The organism is Shewanella litoralis (assembly GCF_009828585.1).
Classification (GTDB): Bacteria; Pseudomonadota; Gammaproteobacteria; order Enterobacterales; family Shewanellaceae; genus Shewanella; species Shewanella litoralis.
Map to the genome: position 1 here is coordinate 1 of NZ_WSRZ01000007.1, position 21,779 is coordinate 21,779.

16 protein-coding genes are annotated in these 21,779 nt (G+C 43.5%); 12 read left to right on the forward strand and 4 right to left on the reverse strand.

The features are described from left to right. Positions 1-411 precede the first annotated feature (411 nt). On the forward strand, positions 412-1,350 hold the full coding sequence (locus GQA99_RS07535) for an alpha/beta hydrolase (protein WP_160053290.1): 939 nt from the start codon (positions 412-414) through the stop codon (positions 1,348-1,350). 154 nt (positions 1,351-1,504) lie between these two features. On the opposite strand, the gene GQA99_RS07540 is transcribed toward GQA99_RS07535, so the two are convergent. Continuing rightward, positions 1,505-3,214 carry an AMP-binding protein gene (locus tag GQA99_RS07540; RefSeq protein WP_160053291.1) on the reverse strand — a complete coding sequence of 570 codons (1,710 nt, stop codon included), beginning with the start codon at positions 3,212-3,214 and terminating at the stop codon, positions 1,505-1,507. A gap of 323 nt (positions 3,215-3,537) precedes the next feature. On the opposite strand from GQA99_RS07540, the gene GQA99_RS07545 reads away from it, so the two are divergent. The 4 genes from GQA99_RS07545 (at position 3,538) to GQA99_RS07560 (ending at position 9,608) form a co-directional block, all read left to right on the forward strand. Then, a complete protein-coding gene (locus GQA99_RS07545; protein WP_160053292.1) occupies positions 3,538-6,879 on the forward strand; it encodes an MHYT domain-containing protein in 3,342 nt (1,113 codons plus the stop codon). Positions 6,880-6,896: 17 nt separating this feature from the next. Continuing rightward, the gene (locus GQA99_RS07550) at positions 6,897-7,892 is read left to right on the forward strand and encodes a response regulator (protein ID WP_373291428.1); all 996 of its coding nucleotides are present in this window, start codon (positions 6,897-6,899) and stop codon (positions 7,890-7,892) included. 116 nt (positions 7,893-8,008) lie between these two features. Then, complete coding sequence (locus GQA99_RS07555; RefSeq protein ID WP_160053293.1) at positions 8,009-9,214, forward strand: MFS transporter; 1,206 nt, start codon at positions 8,009-8,011, stop codon at positions 9,212-9,214. Between the two features lie 217 nt (positions 9,215-9,431). After that, entirely contained in the window at positions 9,432-9,608 is a 177-nt protein-coding gene (locus tag GQA99_RS07560) for a DUF6435 family protein (RefSeq protein WP_160053294.1), read from the forward strand. 1 nt (position 9,609) lies between these two features. Here GQA99_RS07560 and GQA99_RS07565 read toward each other — a convergent pair whose 3' ends face one another. Continuing rightward, the gene (locus GQA99_RS07565) at positions 9,610-10,149 is read right to left on the reverse strand and encodes a helix-turn-helix domain-containing protein (RefSeq protein WP_206194572.1); all 540 of its coding nucleotides are present in this window, start codon (positions 10,147-10,149) and stop codon (positions 9,610-9,612) included. An 84-nt stretch (positions 10,150-10,233) separates the two neighbouring features. Between GQA99_RS07565 and GQA99_RS07570 the strand changes: the two genes are divergently transcribed. Beyond that, positions 10,234-11,550 carry a benzoate/H(+) symporter BenE family transporter gene (locus tag GQA99_RS07570; protein WP_160053296.1) on the forward strand — a complete coding sequence of 439 codons (1,317 nt, stop codon included), beginning with the start codon at positions 10,234-10,236 and terminating at the stop codon, positions 11,548-11,550. 136 nt (positions 11,551-11,686) lie between these two features. Next, entirely contained in the window at positions 11,687-12,016 is a 330-nt protein-coding gene (locus GQA99_RS07575; protein WP_160053297.1) for a hypothetical protein, read from the forward strand. Between the two features lie 8 nt (positions 12,017-12,024). On the opposite strand, the gene msrQ is transcribed toward GQA99_RS07575, so the two are convergent. Then, positions 12,025-12,630, reverse strand: coding sequence for a protein-methionine-sulfoxide reductase heme-binding subunit MsrQ (msrQ, locus tag GQA99_RS07580; RefSeq protein ID WP_160053298.1), 606 nt, complete (start codon positions 12,628-12,630; stop codon positions 12,025-12,027). Beyond that, a complete protein-coding gene (gene msrP, locus GQA99_RS07585; protein ID WP_160053299.1) occupies positions 12,630-13,667 on the reverse strand; it encodes a protein-methionine-sulfoxide reductase catalytic subunit MsrP in 1,038 nt (345 codons plus the stop codon). Before msrP ends, msrQ begins: the two co-directional genes overlap by 1 nt. 268 nt (positions 13,668-13,935) lie before the next feature. Between msrP and rmuC the strand changes: the two genes are divergently transcribed. From rmuC to GQA99_RS07610, 5 genes are all read left to right on the forward strand, one after another. Then, positions 13,936-15,438, forward strand: a complete 1,503-nt coding sequence (gene rmuC, locus GQA99_RS07590; RefSeq protein ID WP_160053300.1) for a DNA recombination protein RmuC — start codon at positions 13,936-13,938, stop codon at positions 15,436-15,438. Between the two features lie 159 nt (positions 15,439-15,597). Then, positions 15,598-17,526: a transglycosylase SLT domain-containing protein gene (locus GQA99_RS07595; protein WP_160053301.1), complete on the forward strand. Its 1,929-nt coding sequence runs from the start codon at positions 15,598-15,600 to the stop codon at positions 17,524-17,526. Between the two features lie 116 nt (positions 17,527-17,642). Beyond that, positions 17,643-18,554, forward strand: a complete 912-nt coding sequence (locus GQA99_RS07600) for an AAA family ATPase (RefSeq protein WP_160053302.1) — start codon at positions 17,643-17,645, stop codon at positions 18,552-18,554. Between the two features lie 21 nt (positions 18,555-18,575). Continuing rightward, entirely contained in the window at positions 18,576-19,670 is a 1,095-nt protein-coding gene (locus GQA99_RS07605) for a DUF58 domain-containing protein (protein ID WP_160053303.1), read from the forward strand. Then, a complete protein-coding gene (locus GQA99_RS07610; RefSeq protein WP_160053304.1) occupies positions 19,670-21,721 on the forward strand; it encodes a transglutaminase TgpA family protein in 2,052 nt (683 codons plus the stop codon). The genes GQA99_RS07605 and GQA99_RS07610 overlap by 1 nt, the downstream gene beginning before the upstream one ends. The last annotated feature ends 58 nt before the right edge of the window (positions 21,722-21,779 follow it).

The following is a 21,779-nucleotide window of genomic DNA, read 5'->3' on the forward strand; positions in this document are numbered from 1 at the left end:
ACAGTAGGTTTCAACTAATTTATTCATGCTCGTTCCTTTTTCTAATCACTCTTGGTCGAATGATCGGATCAAGGAACGAGCATTTAGTTCCTTTGGGGAGCTAATTTCTTATCCGAAGCTCAGGTTGATTAAGGCGTCGCTATGTAGTAATGGTTGTTCCCTTTCAAATAGCGAGAACGCAAAGCAAAAGCCGCTGGGGCATTCCTTTCAGGCGAGTTTTAAAAGGGCTTACACTGCGTTGCATGACTTCGAAAGAGAATAACTATTCATTCAGTCATTCGCCTTATTTAAGCCCTTTTACATTCTCGCTGAGAGATCACTTATTAACGCGCAATGGCATACCATACGTATTCACATTGAATTAACATAACGGCGTGTAAAAATGATGTTTTATTATAATAAGGTTGTGCCATGAAGTTTTTGATTGTACTGCTTAGCTTATCGGTGTTGTTATTCCAAGCCGCTTACGCGAATCCCCCTTCTGTGAGTGTCAGCAAAGGCCAAATTGAAACCGTACAACCCTTTAAGTCTGCCTATGTAAAAGACAGGTTTTTAACGGTGTGGTTACCACCTGGATATAACAAACAAAGTCAGTATGATGTGCTTTACATGCACGATGGCCGTATGTTGTTTGATGCAAATAGCACCTGGAACAAGCAAGTGTGGCGAGTAGATGAAGTCGCTGGCGAGCTGATTGAGCAAGGAAAAATCCGCCCAATAATTGTGGTGGGTATTCCTAATGCGGTCGAAAATCGCCACAGTGAGTTTTTTCCACAGCAACCGTTTGAACGTCTCTCGCCATCAAAACAGCAAGCCTTGTATAAAATTGAAAAGTACGCAGATCACCCGTTATTAACTTCAAAAGTGTATTCAGATAACTACAGCCTTTTTATTGTCAACGAAGTCATCCCTTATATTGAGGCCCATTATTCGGTAAATAAAGGGCCGCAACATCGTTATTTAGGAGGCTCGAGCATGGGCGGGTTAATCTCATGGTACACCCTATTAAATTACCCAGACCAATTTGCTGGCGCGATTAATATGTCGACTCATTGGCCAGGGACCTTTAGTTCAGAAGATGAGGTTTTTCCTGTATTTCAACAATATATAGCGGCCAACTTGCATAAACTGACTAATCAAAAAGTCTATTTTGATTATGGTGACAGCACCCTGGATGCTATGTACCCAGAGTTACAAAAACAAATCGATAAGATATTTATTGAACAACAATACCCAAAAGATCAGTGGCGCAGCCTATATTTCCCGGGAGCTGATCACACAGAAAACGCATGGTCTAAACGCTTGCACGTACCGTTAATCTTTATGTTTGGAACGAATAAATCATCATAAAACGGTCCGATGGGTATCATCATTTATATAAAAGGCACCGCGAATGTTGCTTTGTGGGTATTGCCCCACAAAGCAAAACGTTCAGCCTAATTACGACTTCATTTCCACTAAAAGCTCACTCAACAACGACTCAGTTTTATTCCTAAAATAACGCTTAATTTATCGCCTGATAGAGTTCTTGATACATCAACTCGCGCATTTTAAACTTTTGGATTTTCCCCGTTACTGTCATTGGGTATTGGTCGACGAATTTGATGTAGCGCGGCACTTTAAAATAAGCAAACTTTTCGGTTAAAAAGTGGCGAATATCGTCTTCGGTAATCGCAGCATTGGCGCGAACTTTAATCCAGGCACAGACTTCCTCACCATATTTGTCACTTTGCACGCCAAATACTGCGGCATCTTGTACATCTTTGTGAGTGTAAAGTTTTTCTTCAATCTCCCTTGGGTAAATATTCTCACCGCCGCGAATGATCATGTCTTTAATACGACCCACAATTTGCACATAACCCAGCTCATCCATTTGGCCAATATCACCAGAATGTAACCAACCGGCACTGTCAATTGTGGCCGCAGTTTTCACCGGGTCATTCCAATATCCTTGCATAACACAGTAACCACGACTGCAAACCTCACCCGGTTGGCCAATCGGCAATACCTCACCAAACTCATTAATAATTTTAACCTCGGTGTGCGGCAATGCACGGCCAACGGTAAGCACTTGTTTTTCTATGGGTGAGTCAATTTCGGTAATGTGATTCAGTGGGCTGCATTCAGTTTGGCCATAACCAATTAACACTTCCTTCATGTACATCAAATCTTGTACGCGGCGCATCACTTCTTCAGGACACGTTGCCCCTGCCATAATGCCAGTGCGCAATGAACTGAGATCAAATGAACTAAATTGCGGATGCTCTAACAAGGCAATAAACATGGTTGGTACGCCATGTAATGCGGTGCAGCGCTCTTTGGCAACCACTTGCAACGTAGTTATTGGGTCAAATGATTCACCGGGATATATCGCTGCCGAGGCATGAATTACACTCGCTAAACTACCTAGCACCATGCCAAAGCAATGATACAGAGGCACTGGAATGCATAATTTATCTGTTTGGCTCAACCCCATCGCATCAGCAACTAAATAAGCATTATTTAGGATATTATGATGCGATAGCGTCGCACCTTTAGGGCTGCCCGTGGTACCCGAAGTAAATTGAATATTAATTGCATCATTGGGTGTTAACGACTCTCCGATGTATGCCAATGTGTGCTTATCTTCTGCGCTAACACTTTGTAATAAATCATTAAAATTAAGCATACCCGGCGACGTTTCGCTGCCCATTCGAATAACATAATCGAGTTCAGGTAACGCTGTAGACTGGAGTTCACCTATCTTGCTACCGGCGAGTTCAGGTAGGAGTTCATTTAACATCTGCAGGTAATCACTAGACTTAAACTTGTCGGCACAGATCACCGCACGACAACCTACATTACCTAATGCATATGCTAACTCTTCGGGTCGATAAGCGGGGTTAATACACACCATAATCGCGCCAATTTTTGCCGTGGCAAACTGCGTTAAACACCACTCAATATTATTAGGCGACCAGATCCCAACTCTATCTCCGGGTTGAATGCCCAACTTAATCAATCCGGTCGCTAACGCATCAATTTGTTCACAATATTGGCGATAGGTCCAACGGATGTTTTGATGGTGCACCACTACCGCTAAATTTTCAGGATACTCGCTCGCAATGTCAGTTAAATACTGCCCAATGGTTTTAGAGATAAGCGGCGTGGAATGATTACCATGATATTCACTTGAATTGAGCGGGAATTGTGTTTGATGATGTTTGATGGTCATTTAAGCCTCCTTGCGTGCCATTGTTTAGGACAAACTACCTAAAGAACGACATCAGTCACAAGCAAAATAACCCTTCATTAGACTAAAGATGCATGGGGAATAATCTTTACAGACACATTAACAATGTCAATACAAACGCAGCAAGGCCACTACAACGTAAAGAGAAATAAGGCTTAACCAATAAGTATAATACCTATGATTCACATAAATATTGATTTGACGCATATTTTAATTAAAAATCGACCAAATGACTGGTGTTTTTACTTTTGGCGCCGATACACACTTTATCAATCACTTTAACTGCGGCTCTCATCAACAACATTATGCCTGACACTTTATCGACATTATTTTCTGTTACTGATGAAAGCCTACTCATTATTGGTAATTTTCAACCTCTTGTTGTATTCATCTCAATAGCTATTGCGGTTTTTGCCTCTTACATGGCTATGCAAGTCGCATCACAAGCGACCGTCACGCTTAACGTATTCAAACGGCACTTACTGATCTCGTGCGGCAGTATCGCCTTAGGAGGCGGAGTGTGGTCGATGCACTTTATCGGTATGTTGGCATTTAGCTTGTGTACGCCGGTGAGTTACAACGTCGGGATAACCGCTTTATCATTTTTGCCGAGCATTGCGGCATCGTGGGTGGCGCTCAATGTAATTTCTATTGAAAAACCCCAATTAAGCCATTTTGTAGTGGGCGGAATATTAGTCGGCGCAGGCATTGGCACCATGCATTATGTTGGCATGGCAGCCATGGAAATGGCGCCACTATTACGATATGACATGTTTTATTTTGGCCTATCTATTTTGGTGGCTGTGGCATTGGCCATTTTGTCTTTGTGGATCCGCTATAGCTTAAATCACCTAGGTCGCTTCACATTAACTGAATTGCACAAAAATATGATTGCTGCGGTCGTGATGGGCTGCGCGATTTCAGCGATGCATTACACCGGCATGGCGGCAGCAAGGTTTGTTAGACCTGCTGGATTTGAGTTTTCAGATCAAACTAAAATGGTATCGCTTTACCTTGGCATTGCGGTTGCAACAATTACCGTAGTGATTATTCTTTTTGTACTAACCGTCAATATGCTGATCAAATATCAAGCATCATTACACCAAACTAAACTCAGTGAAGCACGATATCGCGCCACCATATCAACTGCAGTTGACGGTATCATTACCTTTAACGATAAAGGCATGATTGAAAGCGGCAATAAGTCGGTTGAAACCTTACTCGGCTGGCGACTAGAAGATGTTTGCCATCAAAATATCCGCAGCTTTATTCCAGCCACTTTTATCGATGACTTTAATACCTATCTGCGCAGTTATTCAGATGACACATTAAGTAATCAAATAAGTGATGGCCGCGATGTCGAAGCCATACACGTTAACGGGCATACCATTCCTGTTAGAGTGTCTATTGGCCATGCCTGCATTGAAGGCAAAAGTCTGTTTGTAATGTACATCAGCGATTTGCGTCATCGTATTGAAATGCAGCGCGCCTTGATAAAAAGCGAAGCACAATTTCGTTCTCTCATTACCAATATTCCCGGTATTGCTTACCGCTGCTTAAATGTTCAAGACTGGCCAATGGTGTTTATCAGTGATGCGGTCGAAAGCATTACCGGCTACCCGGCAAGCGACTACCTCGGCGCTCAGCCCAAACGTCATTTTTATCAACATGTGCATCCCGATGATCTTGATTTAATAGCGAGCCAAGTGACTACAGACAAGGTATTCACACTCGAGTATCGCATTATCAATGCCGATGGCGATATCCGTTGGCTGCTAGGTTACGGCACCCATGTAGATGGCTTAGACATTAATGATAAGTGGCTCGACGGTTTTATAATGGATATTACTGAGCGCAAAGCAATGGAGCAATCGTTGATGATTGCCAAAGATAAGGCAGAACAAGCCGCATCTGCACGCGCCGCTTTTTTAGCCAATATGAGCCATGAGATCCGCACGCCAATGAACGCCATTATTGGCTTTAGCGACATTTTACTCGACGACAAACTCCCAACAGAACAACATAAACACCTAAAAACCATTAACCAGTCGGCCAAGTCATTACTGCACCTACTTAACGACGTACTCGACAGCGCCAAACTCGATAAAGGCAAGTTTGAGTTAGAAATGCGGGATTTCTCAGTTATTGAAGAAGTCGATTCAGTCGTGTCTACTTTATGGTTGCAAGCCAATGCTAAAGGGTTGCATTTAAATGTTAACGTGGCCTCAGAGGTTGCGCAGTCTTATCATGGGGCGCCAGATAGGATCCGCCAGGTACTCACAAACTTAATGGGTAATGCAATCAAATTTACCGCTGAAGGTGGCGTAAATATCGATGTCAGAGTTAAGCCCAGTGGTTGTATTGAATTTGCCATTGAAGACACCGGCATCGGCATGACACAAGCCCAACTCGCGTTGGTGTTTGATGCATTTGCCCAGGCCGATGCCAGTATGAATCGCCGCTTTGGTGGCACAGGGTTAGGCACGACCATTAGTAAACAATTGGTCGAATTAATGGGCGGTAAAATTACCGCAAAAAGCACCTATGGCAAAGGCAGCTGTTTTACCTTTTCACTGCCGTTAACCGCGCCAAAGCAAAGCCTGCGCGAAGCTGCCCCATTACTCACCCGCAGCCTTAAACCATTGGCGATATTAGTTGTTGATGATATTCAGCAAAATATTGATTTATTGACCATAGTCATGAAACGCCAAGGCCATACCGTGATTACTGCACGCGATGGCAAGCAAGCCTTACTGCGGATGCAAAGTGATAATATTGATATCGTATTGATGGACGTGCAAATGCCCATCATGGATGGATTAACCGCATCACGACAGCGCCGTGAGCAAGAGCGTGAGCAACAATTGCCACATATGCCCATTATTGCGTTAACAGCCAGCGTGCTGCCAGAAGATAAGCTTGCTGCACTTGAGGCAGGCATGGACGGATTTGCCAATAAACCCATTGATATTGCACTGCTAAATCATGAGATTGCCCAAGTCTTGAATCTTGAAAGTCATCATGAAACCCCTGACATGCAACACACTATCATCGATAGTAAACACGCAGTAAACGACAAAAAAGGCATTGCATTGTGGGGTGATAAAGCCACTCTGATAAAAGAAATCAATGGCTTTATGTTTAAACAACAAGATTGTATTAGTCAGTTACAGAACTTAATTAGCGCAGATGACTGGCCAGCTGTGCATGCTCAATTACATGGTTTAAAAGGCTTAGCGGGTAATTTGTCATTGACGCAATTAACCCGATTACTCATCGATGCTGAGCGACTGGCACTCATATCGTCTGCAACTGAGTTAGTCGCGTTGTTGCCATCACTTGAGCAAACATTTGCCCAGATAGCACAATACCTTGAGGCAGAACAAACTGATGAACGGGCTGAAGCTGAAGACGCAGTGACAACGACTCAAACAATGGATGCAGCGCAACTTAAACAGCTTATTAATCGTATTCGCCTTGCAGCTAAAGAAAACGAGTACAATGATGTCGATGTTGACCTATTGATTGCTTCAACACCTAAATTGTATAAACCGCATTGTACTTCAATACAGCATGCATTAGACGACTTTGAATTTGAACAAGCATTAACAGAACTCGACAGCCTTGAGTCGCTGATTAATGCATAGGTAATAGAACCCATCAAATGATATTTAACCGACAAGACAGTAAACAAACCATCTTAATTGTGGATGATGAACCAGCAAACCTTAGAGTATTGAAAAAAATACTTGAGGACCAATATCGGCTGATTTTTGCCAAAAGTGGTGAAGAAGCTCTGCGATTAGTGCAACGAGAGCTGCCAAACTTGATTTTGCTCGATGTCATGATGCCTGGGATGACCGGATTTGAAGTGTGTGAGCAACTTAAAGCTGACCCGCTGAGCAAAGCCGTGCCAGTGATATTTGTCACCGCATTGAACGATGAAGTTGATGAAGCCAAAGGATTTGATGTAGGAGCAGTCGATTACATTACTAAACCGATCTCCACGGCAGTTGTTAAAGCTCGCGTTAAAACCCATTTATCCCTAGTGCAAGCGGATGATTTGCGCCGTACCCGTTTACAAGTGATTCAACGTCTAGGCCGCGCATCAGAATACAAAGACAATGAAACCGGCATGCACATTATGCGCATGAGCCATTTCTCTAAAATCATTGCCTTAGCCTATGGTTTTTCAGAGTTTGCTGCAGACAATTTACTCCACGCTGCGCCTATGCATGACATTGGTAAAATCGGTATTCCCGACAGCATTATGCTTAAGCCCGGAAAACTCACGGACGAAGAATTTACCATAATGAAAACCCACCCAGAAATAGGTGCTGAAATTCTTGGTGATTCCGATTCAGATTTAATCGCATTAGCTAAAGTGGTATCACTGACCCATCACGAAAAGTTTGACGGCAGCGGTTACCCTAATGGCTTAAAAGGCGATGAAATTCCGATTGAAGGACGCATTGTTGCTATTGCAGACGTATTTGATGCACTTACCAGCAAGCGTCCTTACAAAGAAGCCTGGACAGTAGAGCAAGCGATGGATTTTATTGAAAGCCAAAGCGGAATTCATTTCGACCCAGATTTAGTGGTGTTATTTCAACAATGTTTACCCAGTATTTTGTACATTAAACAGCGCTGGCAAGATTAATCTTCAGCATTTAAATGGGTTTACATCACCTGTAATTATACTCTTTTAATATCATCGCTAAATCGATAATTGAGCCAGCTCTGCTGGCCTTTTTGTTTTTCATTTATAGGATTTTTATGACATCGGCAAACAACACCGCATTGGAACTCAATCGTAGCGGAATATTAATCGTACTAGCTCTGGGAACCTTTATTTTAGGGTTATCTGAGTTCTCAATGATGCCCATGCTGCCGCTCATTAGCGAAACCTTTGCCTCTACTCCATCACAAAGTGGCTATGCGATTAGTGCTTATGCCATCGGTGTGGTGGTTGGTGCGCCCATTTTAATGCTGACCACCGCCAATATGAAAAAACGCCACGCATTAATGATTTTTTTAAGCTTAATGTTTGTTGCCAATGGCTTAAGTGCTATGGCAACGTCACTTGAACAACTCATCGCATTTCGATTTTTAAGCGGCCTGCCTCACGGCGCTTATTTTGGTGCCGCTATTTTATTGGCCGCAGATATCGCGCCCAAAAATAAACGTGCCAGCTATATGTCAAAAGTGTTTATGGGCTTAACGATTGCCACTATTGTTGGTGTGCCGATTGTGACATTAGTGGGCCAAAACCTCAGCTGGCGCTATTGTCTTGCGGGTGCTTCTGCACTGGCATTGGTTGCTTTTATTTGTGTGTATGTTGTGGTGCCTAACATTGCTAATAACCAACCCTCAAACTTACTCAATGAATTTAGCGTATTAAAAAATAAGTTAGTGTGGTCAATTCTCGGTATCGTGATCATTGGCTTTGGCGGAGTATTTTGTTTATACACGTATATTGCAGACACTATTTTAGTGGTCACTAAAACCCCTGCTTACACCATTTCAATCGCCATGGTGATGTTTGGTATTGGCTGTACTTTAGGCAATTATGTGCTGGGTAAAGCGGCTGATCGTTCGGCATTAAAAACCACCGGACTCGCGTTAATATGCAGCATCGTATTTGCCTTTGCTTATGTGAATGCCAGCGACAATATTAACCTATTGTATGTGGTGATATTCTTTATCGGTTGTAGTGTAGGATTAGCCACGCTCATTCAAAGTTTATTAATGGATGTGTCACCTAATGGTCACGCTATGATTGGTGCGTTAGTGCAATGCGCATTCAATACCGCCAATGCTATCGGCCCCTGGCTTGGGGGCATCGCCATTGCCAATGGCGCAATGCCAAACGAAACGGGCTATGTCGCAGCGGCACTGTTTATGGGTGGATTTATGATGTGGGTGGTTAGTTATCTGCAAATGAACAACAAACAGACTCCGCTCGAGCCCTGCAATGTCTAAACATTAACGACCAATCATGCCATCTTATTGATGGTGTGATTGGCTATACTGCCAACAAAATACCACTCATTGGGTTATCGGCATATACTCTGGGATTTTTCACCATTAGGTTTAATCGGTTACGTCAAATGTAGAGATATTATTCATCCATACTAGACCAAATCCTAGCTTGAATCGTATAAACGTTATCAGCCACATAACTAGATTGAGCCAGACGATGTTTTCATTTTTAAAATCAGACCCAACTAAAAAACTGCGTAAAACCTACGACCAAAAACTCGAGCAAGCCATGCAAGCACAGCGTAAAGGCGACATTAAAACTTACTCGTTATTAACCGCTGAGTCGGAAAGTATTTGGCAAGAGATTGAAGCATTAGAAAAATCGAAAAAATAACTTAACGATTAAGTGGATAACTGACAATATTTTGAAATACCACGGTCTCACTCAAGGCATGATATCCGTGAGGCTGGTCTGCAAAAAAACGGCTACTTTGGCCAGCAGTCAAGGTTTGCCACTCGCCACCACTCAATAGCGATAACTCCCCGGTTAGCACAATCACATGCTCAATCACCCCGACACTGTGGGGTGCTGACATTTGCTGGTGATATCCGTTTAGGGTGATTTCAAACATCTCAAAATGCGTATCAGGATTAAACGTAAATACGCTTTTAATGAGCATGTTAGGATCATCTGGGAAGGTTTGCTCTTTGGTTATCTCACCATGCGGAGATGTCATAAAGGCAGAAAAAGACGTATTTAAGCCGCTAGCAATTTTCCATAATGTTGCAATGGTTGGGCTCGATTCTTGACGCTCAATTTGGCCTAACATTGCTTTTGATACACCCGTTAATATTGCAGTTGCATCTAAACTTAACGCCCTCGCTTTACGCAATGCTTTTAAATGTTCTGCCATGTGGTTTTTTATATTCATAATGTGCTAACGCTATTTGAATCAAATTAACGACAATTATACGTCATTTTTATGCCTACCCTAACATCTTGTGCGTTATAGCATCCGATGATATATTCTACCGTCATTAACGTGCGTTTTAACGCACAAAAAGACAGGCATCCTTCTTTTAGACTCGTGCAATGCAACAAAATGGACTTTATTATGAGTAAACAAGGCATTGCAATTAGCCATATCTCAGCTGGATTTACGGCGGTACTGGTCGGTTATACCAGTTCAGTCATGATTGTTATTCAGGCTGCAACACAAGCTGGCGCTAATGCTGCACAAGTCAGTAGCAGTTTATTGGCGTTGGGATTAGCGATGGGAGTCACATCCATTGGTTTTTCCTGGTACTACAAAACACCAATCCTGACTGCATGGTCGACACCCGGAGCGGCAATGTTAATTGGTGTCGTCGGTGAGTTCAGTTTAAACCAGGTTATTGGAGCGTATATTATTTCAGCGGGGTTAATCACCTTAAGCGGGTTCATTAAACCGTTAACGCGTTTGTTATCTTCTATTCCACCTGCACTAGCGGCTGCCATGCTAGCGGCAATTTTACTGCCCTTTTGTGTTAAAGCCTTTATACCATTATCCGATGAGCCCAAGTTGTTTTGCCTGTTGTTCATCAGCTTTATGCTGGCCAAACAATGGCTGCCCCGATACGCCATGGCCATCTTATTAATCGTTGCTATAGGGTATGCCATTCAGGCTGATGTATTTAACAGCGCCATACGCCAGCAATTCAACTTATCTATCGCCTCTCCCATTTGGATAACACCCGAATTCACCCTATTGCCAATCCTCAATATCAGTATTCCGCTATACATTATTACCATGTTGTCGCAAAACTTACCGGGACTCGCCATGCTAAAAAGCTATGGTTATTTAAATCAAGAAAAAAGCAGTGTAAGCCTTGATGGCTCAGAGAAAGACTATCACGCTCATGGTTCACCGTTACTGATTGGCAGCGGATTTTCAACTATGTTATTGGCACCGTTTGGTGTGTTTAGCGTAAATTTGGCGGCAATATCGGCAGCCATTTGTATGGACAGCAGTGTTGATGACGATCCCCAGCAGCGATATCGAGCCACATTATGGGCCGGTGGCTTTTATATTATTGCGGGATTGTGGGCCGGCGCGGTTGTGACATTATTTATGACATTGCCAACAACTATTGGCGATATACTTGCAGGGCTGGCGCTAATGGGAACCTTATTGATGTGCCTGCATAGTGCTTTTGATGCGGTTAAATACCGAGAATCGGCATTATTAACCTTTGTTTGCACCTTGTCAGGGATCACTTTTTTAGGTGTTGGAGCTGCGGTTTGGGGCTTATTATTGGGATTAGCACACCTTGGCATTAGCCAAAAACGAAATTGACCAGGAGAGATAACGTGATACACCAGCAAATAAACATGACCAATTTGTGAGCAAACATCAGGAATGTGTTTGCAATACCGCCTATGCTAATGACTCAAATTCAATGGGAATTTGACGTGTCATTGGAGGCAACATTATGTGGTGGAGAGTAATCATCATTACGTTAGCTTTTCTATTGTTAGGCGCACACTTTCTTCGTTTTAGTCAAACCGAATGGGCTATCATCGCAGCTATCATGCCGCTGTTGATGTTTATTCGCCACAATGTCATTAGCCAACTACTTAAGTTCGCCTTAGTGCTGAGTGTGATTTTTGTTTGGGCTGTGACCACATTTAACTTTATTGATATGCGCATTACCCTCTCAGAACCCTGGCTCAGACTGGCAATAATCATGGCTGGCGTGATGGTATTTACCTTATTTGCTGCGTTTTGTACCAATGGCTTAAACCAACGATTACGCCATTAATTGACTCATTAACGCTTTGGCATAAGCCATTTTTTAATACTGGCTCTGCGGTAAAACAATAACGCGGCGAATACTGCAATATAAATACTCGGCTCAATAATCTCCGACTTTACCGACCAGTAAAAATGGATCGGCGCCAACAGCGCAACCACATAAATCCAATTATGCAATGACTGCCATTGCTTGCCCATTTTGCGCTTAATCTTGTTAGGCGATGTTAACGCCAATAAAGTCACAATAATCAACCCGGCTGCACCGACTAAAATGTACGGCCGTTTAATCACTTCTTCAAATAATAATCCCCAAGCAAACAGTAAGTCTAAACTGACAAAAGCACTAATATGCAACAGTGCATAAGCAAATACATACAAGCCGACTAAACGCCGAGTTTGCATAAGCGCAGCTAATTTAAACCGTTTGGCAATTGGTGAAATCAATAGCGTTGCGAGTAAGCTATTTATCGCCCCCATGCCGGTGTAATGGATAATATATTGCACCGGATCGCCACCGGCATTATCTGTTAGCACTAGCGCTACAAGATACAATGCAGGCAATAAAAATACGATGTGCAACATCACTTTAAGCCAAAACACACCTCGGGGGCTTAAACGCATTAGTAAAACTTCCTTAAATCCATGTTTTTATATAAGTCGGCCACAAAATCACCATAGCCATTAAACATTTGCGTAGGAATGCGCTTAGCCGAAAAGAGTCCGCCCTCACCAATGCTTCGCTCACTTGCTTGTGACCAGCGCGGATGATCCACCTCAGGGTTGACGTTGGCATAAAAGCCATATTCGTTTGACGCCAGTTGATTCCAACTGGTGGGCGGTTGCTTGTCCATGACTCGAATACGCACAACTGATTTAATGCTCTTAAAGCCATATTTCCACGGCACGACTAAGCGAATGGGTGCGCCATTTTGTGGCGGTAAGGTTTTACCGTAAAGGCCAACGGCTAAAAACGGCAGTTCATTCATAGCCTCAGCAATGGTTAAGCCCTCAACATAAGGATAATGAATACCGCCGCCCATTAGACGACTTTTTTGTCCTGGCATTTGCTCTGGATCAAATAAGGTTTCAAACGCCACATGAGTGGCATTGGATTTAACCCCAGCGTCTTTCAATAGTGTTGCCAGTGAAAATCCAACCCAGGGAACCACCATCGACCAGGCTTCAACACAGCGTAAACGGTAAGTCCGCTCTTCAAGGGCAAAGCGCTTGGTTAACGCTTGTAAATCTAAGGTAATCGGCTTATCAACAAGACCGTCAATCACCAATGTCCATGGGTCGACGTTAAAACCCTGGGCGTTGTCATATGGGTCAGACTTACCGGTACCAAACTCATAAAAATTATTATGACGGGTGACTTTATCTTCTGGCGTTTTCACATCCGGTAGCACAAATTGACGCGGCGTTGAATAATTTAAACTTTGAGTGGTAAAAGGGTTTTTCGCTTTTTGCTCGCCAAACAAATCAAATATGCCCGCTTGCACCTGCCCAGGTAAACTGGCGCCTAATGCCCCTAAACCTAACGCTTTTATAATATTGCGGCGGTCATTAAACACCGACTCAGGTGTGACTTGATTGTCTACGACATGCCATGGAGCTCGTTGTAATATGCCTGGAGTAAATCGGTTTTTACGCGCCATGGTTCACCTCTTAAATTGTCAATATTGGTTATGTTCTGCCACATGTAATGAATAGACAGGTAAACCGATGTTTTTATTTCAGATGACTTAAAAATACCTGCAAATGCTTTTTAACAAAAGCTTGATATCCATGACAATACGGCTTGAGCATTGGATTAGATTCAAATTTAATCATTAATAATAAAAAATCATTAAATCCTGATTTTGCCTCTTGCAGGCAGTTATTAGCCGTGCGACCCTTAGCCATTATTTTCTATCGGTTTTTGTTATGCCTTTTGCTGTGTCGTTAACTCCTCCTCAAATTGCAGCGCTGATTGCGGTTGCGTTTCTTGCCTTTTTAATTGGCGCACTCGTTAACCAACGGTTAACTCGACAACGCTGGGATCAGCTTAAGCTTCAGCAAGAACAAGAAAACCTCACGCTGGTAAATGAAGCGCATGCGGAGTTGGCCAGACTGCAAGACACGCTCGATGACAAAATCGATCACAGTAATCACCTGCAAACTAAAATTGAGAGTTTAATTTCGCAACTTTCAACCGCCGAAGCCAAAGCGGATCGCGTCTACACAGTAGAACAGCAATTAACAGACACTCAGCACCGCCTGATGGAATCTCAACTTAACCTTGCTAAGTCAAATGCTGTCCAGCAAACCATATTGGTCAAAGCTGAGGCCGAGCAAAAATCATTAGAAGATAAAATCGCCTTACTTGAGTCAGCCGAAGAGCGCCTTAAACTGCAATTTGAAAACTTGGCTAACCGCATTTTTGATGAACGAAGCGAAAACTTTAAACAACAAAATGTCTCGCAAATGGATGGTGTACTCGGGCCACTAAAGCAACAGCTTGAAGGCTTTAGACGTCAAATCCAAGAGTCTTACACTCATGAACAATCTGAGCGCAGTGCGTTAAAACACCAGTTAGACCATCTGCGCGAGCTCAATATGAAAATGAGCCAGGATGCCATTAACCTCACCAAAGCTTTAAAAGGCGATAACAAGCAGCAAGGCAACTGGGGCGAAGTCATTTTAGAGCGCGTACTACAAGAAAGCGGCCTGCGTGAAAGTCACGAATACCATATTCAACAAGATTTAAAAGACGATAACGGCAAACGATTCAAACCCGATGTTATCGTCCACCTGCCTGAACAAAAAGATGTGGTGATTGATGCGAAAATGTCACTCGTGAGTTACGAGCGCTACTTTAATAGCGAAGACAAAGACATTCGTGAACAGGCCATCAAAGAACATGCATTGTCTATTAGGCAGCACATTAAAGGCTTGAGTCAAAAGGATTATCACAAACTTCATGGGCTTAAAAGCCTTGATTATGTACTGATGTTTATTCCTATTGAGCCGGCCTTCTTGTTAGCCATTGAATACGATCCAAGCCTGGTCAACTTTGCCCTCGAGCATAATATTATGCTGGTTAGCCCGACTAACTTATTGGTAGCACTGCGCACCATTAACAATATTTGGCGCTACGAATATCAAAACCAAAACGCCCAAAACATCGCCAAGCAAGCTAGCCGAATTTACGACAAGCTCTGTGGCTATTTAGAAGACATGGAAAAACTCGGCCGCGCACTCGATGGCGCAGATAAAAGCTACCAAAGTGCAATGGCGAAATTGTCATCAGGCAAAGGGAACTTAATCCGACAAGCACATTTTATGCAGCAACTTGGCGTTGACACCAGCAAGCAAATTGACCGGCAACTGCTTAATAAAGCATTAGACGAGTCGGTAGAAACCGCTGATGAGCAGTCAATGCAATAAACAACCAATACAATAAACACAATCGGTAGCATAAATATTACGAATAACGAGTAGATTAATCTTTATTTAATCAATGCACGTAATAGTTAACAATACACGTAAGTAAACCATATATATTATTATCGCAAACGAAGTATTGAGGCGGAGATTCTCATTTAAATGCGTAACACTTGGGCTAACACTTTATTCACAGGCTTGTTGATCTTGGCCTCGCCTTTGGCTTTTATCAGCCAGGCCAACGCACTCACGCAGCAGCAACAAACCTATCTCGATGCCCGCAAAGCGTTGGATAAAAAACAACTGGGTCAGTATCAGACATTACGCAAACAACTAGCCGACTATCCGTTAACTGTTTACCTAGACTATCACGCAACCATTGACCAAATCGTTCAATCGCCAGGCAATACTGCGCTTAATGCCATTAATCAATTTGATACCACGCCGCTGTACAATAATGCTCGTTATCGCTACTTGCTCAATGCAGGTAAAAAACAGCGCTGGCGAGATTTTTTGGTGATATCACCTGGTACGCCAAACGATATTCGCCTGCAATGTTATTACTACCAGGCACAGCTTGATGCGGGTAATAAAGACATGGCATACCAGGGCATTGAACGCTTGTGGGTTTATGGTTATTCACGCCCAAAAGAATGCGACCCAGTGTTTGATAAATGGACCAAAGCCGGTTATCGCACTCAAGAAGTCATTTGGCAACGTTTGCTGCTGAGTTTTGATGCGGGGCAAAGCAGTTTATTAAGTTATTTATCACAAAAAATAACCACTCACAGCCGTGAGGCAAAACTGCTTGTGTCAGTGTATCGTGACCCCAATACCCTGCGCCATATGAATAAATTTACCAGTTCAAAACCGATTGTCGGCGATATTGTAGATGCTGGTTTACGCAAGCTTGCTCAGCGAGATTTACATCAAGCCATTAAACTCTATGTTAAATACCAAAAAGCCAACCGTTTTAGCGATGTAAAAAGCGGCCAATTAAACCGTTATTTGGTGCGCAGAGCTTTAATCAAACAAGACGAAAAATTGGTTAATCATATCGATAACATGTTGCCGCTGTTAGATTCAGACGACCTATATGAAATGCGTATGCGCTGGGCACTGCGTCAACTTGATTACACCACGCTTAATAAATATTTAGCGCTATTAAGTGATGAAGGAAAAGCCAATCCGCGCTGGATGTACTGGCAAGCTAAAATGACCGCGCGCAAAGATAAAACTAAAGCCACTGAATTACAGTCGGTGCTCAGCAGTCAACGTAATTTTTATGGTTTTAGTGCCGCAGAATCCCTAGGTAAGCAACTGTCGATGAACGACGACAACCTAACTGTAAATCCAGAGCTGCAAAAACAGCTCAATAATGACAAAGGCTTAGCTCGTGTCATTGAGTTAATGGCGCTCGATAAACGCATTGATGCTCGTAACGAGTGGGTGTATTTAATGCGTCGTCACAATAGCGAGCTCACGGCACAATATGGACTATTTGCACTGCAGCAAGGCTGGCATGGCTTTAGTGTGGAATCGAGTATTCAAGGTAAACTGTGGGATTCTTTAGCACTGCGTTTCCCGCTGGCTGCCAATGATGAATTTGTTAAAGCCAGTAAAAAATATAACGTCAACATTGATGAAATTAGAGCGATATCGCGCCGCGAAAGCGCATTTTATCCTTATGCAACATCAGGCGTAGGTGCGCGGGGTTTAATGCAACTTATGCCTGCAACAGCAAAAGAAACGGCACGAGAGAACAAAATTGCCTATCAGGACGTAAAAGACTTATACGATCCTAAGGTTAATATTATGCTCGGTAGCGCCTATTACAGTAAGCTGCTTAAACAATTTAACAATAACCGCGTACTGGCCACCGCCGCCTATAATGCAGGCCCTGGTAGTGTGCGCCGTTGGTTACGAGCATCAAACGGTTCGTTAGATGCCATGACATTCATTGAAACGATTCCATACACCGAAACCCGAGAGTACGTGCAAGCCGTATTAAGCTATCGCATGATTTTCCAACAAAATGGCCAATCAAACGACAGCATGTTTAGCAGCAATGAGCTGAGCTACCGATACTAGCTTTACACCCGTTCTCAGGGTAACGTTGCAGATTGATAATGAGTACTGTCATCAATCTGCAACCCACCATTTAGCTACAACCTCAATTGATTGAGGTTAATACACTGGGAGCGTTCGTGTCGCAATCAACTATCGAAACCTTAATCTCACAGCTTGGTAAAGTATTATTAGGTAAACCTGAGCAAATTAAGCTCGCGGTTGCCTGTATTCTTGCCAATGGTCACTTACTGATTGAAGACTTGCCAGGTATGGGGAAAACCAGCTTATCTCAAGGCATTGCCAGCAGTTTAGGCATGAGTTACCAACGTATCCAGTTTACCAGCGACATGCTGCCAGCAGACATTCTTGGGGTGTCAATTTACAGTAAAGAGCAGCAACAGTTTGTGTTTCATAAAGGGCCGGTATTTAACCAAATGCTGCTTGCCGATGAAATCAACCGTGCCAGCCCAAAAACCCAAAGCGCCCTGCTTGAAGCTATGGCTGAGCAACAAATCACTATCGATGGTATTACTCATCACTTAAGTTCACCGTTTTTTGTGATTGCCACCCAAAACCCATTAGATCAAGCCGGTACCTTCCCGTTACCAGAATCACAACTTGATCGTTTTATGATGCGGATTTCGATTGGTTACCCAAGTCATGACGCAGAATTGGCCATGCTAAAAACCCACACTCAAGCCACTAAACAAGCAGCGTTGGCTCAATGCATCACCCCACAAGAGCTGTTATTACTTCAACAACAAGTGGCACAAGTGTCGGCGTCGGATGCGGTACTTAATTACCTTATCGCCTTAGTCGATTTTTCACGTCAGCATGATGTTGCCAGCGGTTTATCGCCAAGGGCCAGTATTGCACTGTTGCAAGCCGCAAAAGCATGGGCGTTTATTAATCAACGCCAGTATGTGGTACCAGAAGACATTCAAGCGGTATTTGCTTCGGTTGCAGAACATCGTATTCGCAGCAGCAGTCAGTTTCAGGGTCAGGCATTGTCTGACACTATCCTTGCTAGCGTTAACCCCATTCGCTAACGCCAAGGGGCAACCGTTAACATGAGCAAACATAACGCCAACAAAGCTCAGTCAGGTTATAGCAAACCGTCGTGGCTGCAACGCCTTATCCCAGCGTCAATGGCTAAACGCTGGGATCGTTGGCTCACTCGGCGTTTACCGCCGCAAAAGCACATTACCTTAAGTCATCGCAGTATTTTTATTTTACCCAGCGGCTTTGGTGTGTTTTGGATGGGGCTGATTGTGCTGCTGTACTTGTTTGGCACAAACTATCAAAACAACTTGGTGATTGGCTTAAGTTTATTGCTTGCCAGTGTATTTCACACCTGCATTATTTACAGCTACAAAAACCTGGCGGGCCTCAGTTTTAATGCGGTAAATCCGCCCATTGCCTATGCTGGCGACAGTACACCGTTCCCTATTATGCTCACTGGCAATGTGCGCAATAAACATAAAGACACCACTCATCAACAAATCTGTTTACAGTTTAGCCACCAGCGTCATGTGCGCTTAAAACACATGGAGCAACAATCCGTAGCGACCGTACCATTTGAACATCCAAAACGTGGTCACTTAAATCCCGGGCGAATTAAAGTGTCATCCAATTTCCCCCTAGGCTTGTGCCGCGCATGGTCGTACATAGACCTTGATATTCATCATGTTATTTTTGCCAAACCCGAAGCCAGCGACATTGTGCTCTCTAGCCAAGTGAGTGACAGCGACAGCCAATATGAACACGGCAAATTACGCCCAGGTGTCGATGATTACAAAGGTCTACGTGCTTATGTTCCGGGAGAATCCCTTAAACAAGTCGCGTGGAAACAATGGGCCCAAGATAAAGGCATGCTGTCAAAAGAGTTTGCCGAGCCAGAAGGCCTACCCGTTTGGCTTTCGTTAGCCCAAACCAGTGGTAAAGATCTTGAGCAGCAACTCAGTCGCCTTGCCTGGCAAGTCGATAAACTTAGCCAAACTCAACAAATTTTTGGTTTAGTGCTTGGAAACACAGTCATTAATCAACAAACAGGGGAAGCGCATCGTATTGCCTGTCAAACGGCTATTGCCACCTATCAAGGTTATTCCAGCATCAATCCTGACTTTACCTCAGGCTCAGCTAACATCGATGCAGAGGCGACATAATGAAAGATAACTTTGACGCCATCATCAGCCGTAATACTTTGTTTTGGTTATTAGTGACTAATGTTGCTGTGTTAAGCCCGCTGTATCAACAAGCCACGCTGTGGAGCATCGGCATTTGTGCGATTTGTTTTGTCTGGCGAGTCGGAATTTACCTGGGTAAAGTGGCAGCACCGCCAAAGTTATTAGTGACATCACTGGCCATTGGCGCAGCAACGACCCTTGCCTTGGTCTCATCTGAAATCGGTTTACTGAACGCATTAGTCAATTTATTGATTTTAGGTTATGCCCTTAAATACATCGAAATGCGTGAACAGCGAGATGTAAAAGCCATCGTATTGGTAGGGTATTTTTTGATTGCTCTTACCTTACTCGACCAACAAGGCATGCTCAACACCTTGCATTTATTAGCCGTGGTCGTGATTAACACCGGCATTTTAATTAGCGTATACCAAGACAAATCCAATAAATTCGCCAACCTTGGATTTAGCGTTAAATTAGTCTTACAAAGTTTACCATTAGCTATTTTATTGTTTATCGTATTTCCACGCTTGGGCCCATTGTGGATGGTGCCCAACATGAAATCGGCCACCACAGGCTTGTCTGATGAAATGTCTTTTGGCGATATTAATAAACTCACCCGCTCAGCAGAGTTGGCTTTTCGCGTCGGTTTTGACAACCCAGACGGCACTACTCTAGGCCCTGCAAATCAAGATTTGTACTGGCGTACCCTAGTGATGGAAAACTACGACGGCAAAACATGGCGCCAGGACCCGAGCATTAAAAACATACAACGCCAAGCTTATTTTCAAAAACCACAACGCGATAAAGCCATACTTACCGGGCAAAACCGCAAAATTGAATACGTGGTGATTAGCGAGCCTAGTCATCAAAAATGGTTATATGGTCTCGACGAAGCCTTTAGCGACAACAGCCAAATCGTTGAACTGCCAGACTATCGCTTGTATTCGCTCAGACCTGTCGATCAGCGTATGAGTTATCGCGTGACTTCTTATCCAGACAATGTCATGGAGCTAACGTTAAAAGACAATACCAAAAAATTAAATTTGGCTTTGCCTCCCAACAGTAATCTTAAAACCCAAGCCCTGGCACACAAATTTGCGCAAGATTATCCCGAGCCACAAGCGCGGATGAACGCCATGATGAATTACTTTGCCGAGCAAGCCTATTACTACACGTTAAGCCCACCGACTGTGGGCGAGCAGCAAATTGATGACTTTTTATTTGAAAACCGCGCCGGATTTTGTGCACATTACGCCTCAGCATTAGTGTTTATGGCCCGCGCGAGCGGCTTACCCGCACGTATGGTCACCGGTTATCAAGGCGGCGAATACAATCCACAAGCGGGCTATTACAGCATTTATCAATACATGGCCCATGCCTGGACCGAAGTGTGGCTAGAAGGCAAAGGCTGGCAGCGTTTTGACCCCACCGCTATGATTGCACCGCAGCGCATTTTAGATGGTTTTGACGCCACATTCGACAGCCAAAGTAGCTACCTGCAAGACAGTCCATTTAGCAGCTTAAGAATGAAGCAATACCCCTGGCTTAACGAATTACGCCAGCAACTCTCTAGCCTCGATTACTATTGGAGTGTATGGGTGTTAGGGTTTGATGAAGAGCGCAAACAACAAGTGTTATCAAAACTATTAGGGGATGTCACCAGCAGTAAAATTGCCTTAATGATGATTTTTAGCTTTATCATCATTGCTTTAGTGATTGGTTACTATGCTGGATTATTTAGTCAAAACACCCAGAAAGATCCGCTGAACAAACGTTATCAGTTGGTGTGTCAGCGTTTAGCTAAACGAGGTATGCCGCGCCCACAAGGCCAGGCACCACAAGATTACGCTAACGATGTAGTAGCACGTCTCAGTGACAAGCATCCACGTTTAGCAGCCGACTTTAACGCACTAAGCCAGGCCTTTATGGCACTCAAATATCAACCGTTGACGCCAGAGCAAAGCCAGCAACAACAGCAGCAATTTATGCGCTTATACCGCAAATTACGCCTACGTTTATTGCGCAGTTAATCTTCTACATAGATTTAGTCAAACAATGCACATTTGTTCAGCAACCAGCAGGCTATAT

What these genes read in the sequence shown, in the direction of transcription:
- GQA99_RS07535 (WP_160053290.1), top strand. Translation starts at nt 412, where the DNA reads ATGAAGTTTTTGATTGTACTGCTTAGCTTATCGGTGTTGTTATTCCAA.
- GQA99_RS07540 (WP_160053291.1), bottom strand. Translation starts at nt 3,214, where the DNA reads ATGACCATCAAACATCATCAAACACAATTCCCGCTCAATTCAAGTGAA.
- GQA99_RS07545 (WP_160053292.1), top strand. Translation starts at nt 3,538, where the DNA reads ATGCCTGACACTTTATCGACATTATTTTCTGTTACTGATGAAAGCCTA.
- GQA99_RS07550 (WP_373291428.1), top strand. Translation starts at nt 6,897, where the DNA reads ATGATATTTAACCGACAAGACAGTAAACAAACCATCTTAATTGTGGAT.
- GQA99_RS07555 (WP_160053293.1), top strand. Translation starts at nt 8,009, where the DNA reads ATGACATCGGCAAACAACACCGCATTGGAACTCAATCGTAGCGGAATA.
- GQA99_RS07560 (WP_160053294.1), top strand. Translation starts at nt 9,432, where the DNA reads ATGTTTTCATTTTTAAAATCAGACCCAACTAAAAAACTGCGTAAAACC.
- GQA99_RS07570 (WP_160053296.1), top strand. Translation starts at nt 10,234, where the DNA reads ATGATATATTCTACCGTCATTAACGTGCGTTTTAACGCACAAAAAGAC.
- GQA99_RS07575 (WP_160053297.1), top strand. Translation starts at nt 11,687, where the DNA reads ATGTGGTGGAGAGTAATCATCATTACGTTAGCTTTTCTATTGTTAGGC.
- msrQ (WP_160053298.1), bottom strand. Translation starts at nt 12,630, where the DNA reads ATGCGTTTAAGCCCCCGAGGTGTGTTTTGGCTTAAAGTGATGTTGCAC.
- msrP (WP_160053299.1), bottom strand. Translation starts at nt 13,667, where the DNA reads ATGGCGCGTAAAAACCGATTTACTCCAGGCATATTACAACGAGCTCCA.
- rmuC (WP_160053300.1), top strand. Translation starts at nt 13,936, where the DNA reads ATGCCTTTTGCTGTGTCGTTAACTCCTCCTCAAATTGCAGCGCTGATT.
- GQA99_RS07595 (WP_160053301.1), top strand. Translation starts at nt 15,598, where the DNA reads ATGCGTAACACTTGGGCTAACACTTTATTCACAGGCTTGTTGATCTTG.
- GQA99_RS07605 (WP_160053303.1), top strand. Translation starts at nt 18,576, where the DNA reads ATGAGCAAACATAACGCCAACAAAGCTCAGTCAGGTTATAGCAAACCG.
- GQA99_RS07610 (WP_160053304.1), top strand. Translation starts at nt 19,670, where the DNA reads ATGAAAGATAACTTTGACGCCATCATCAGCCGTAATACTTTGTTTTGG.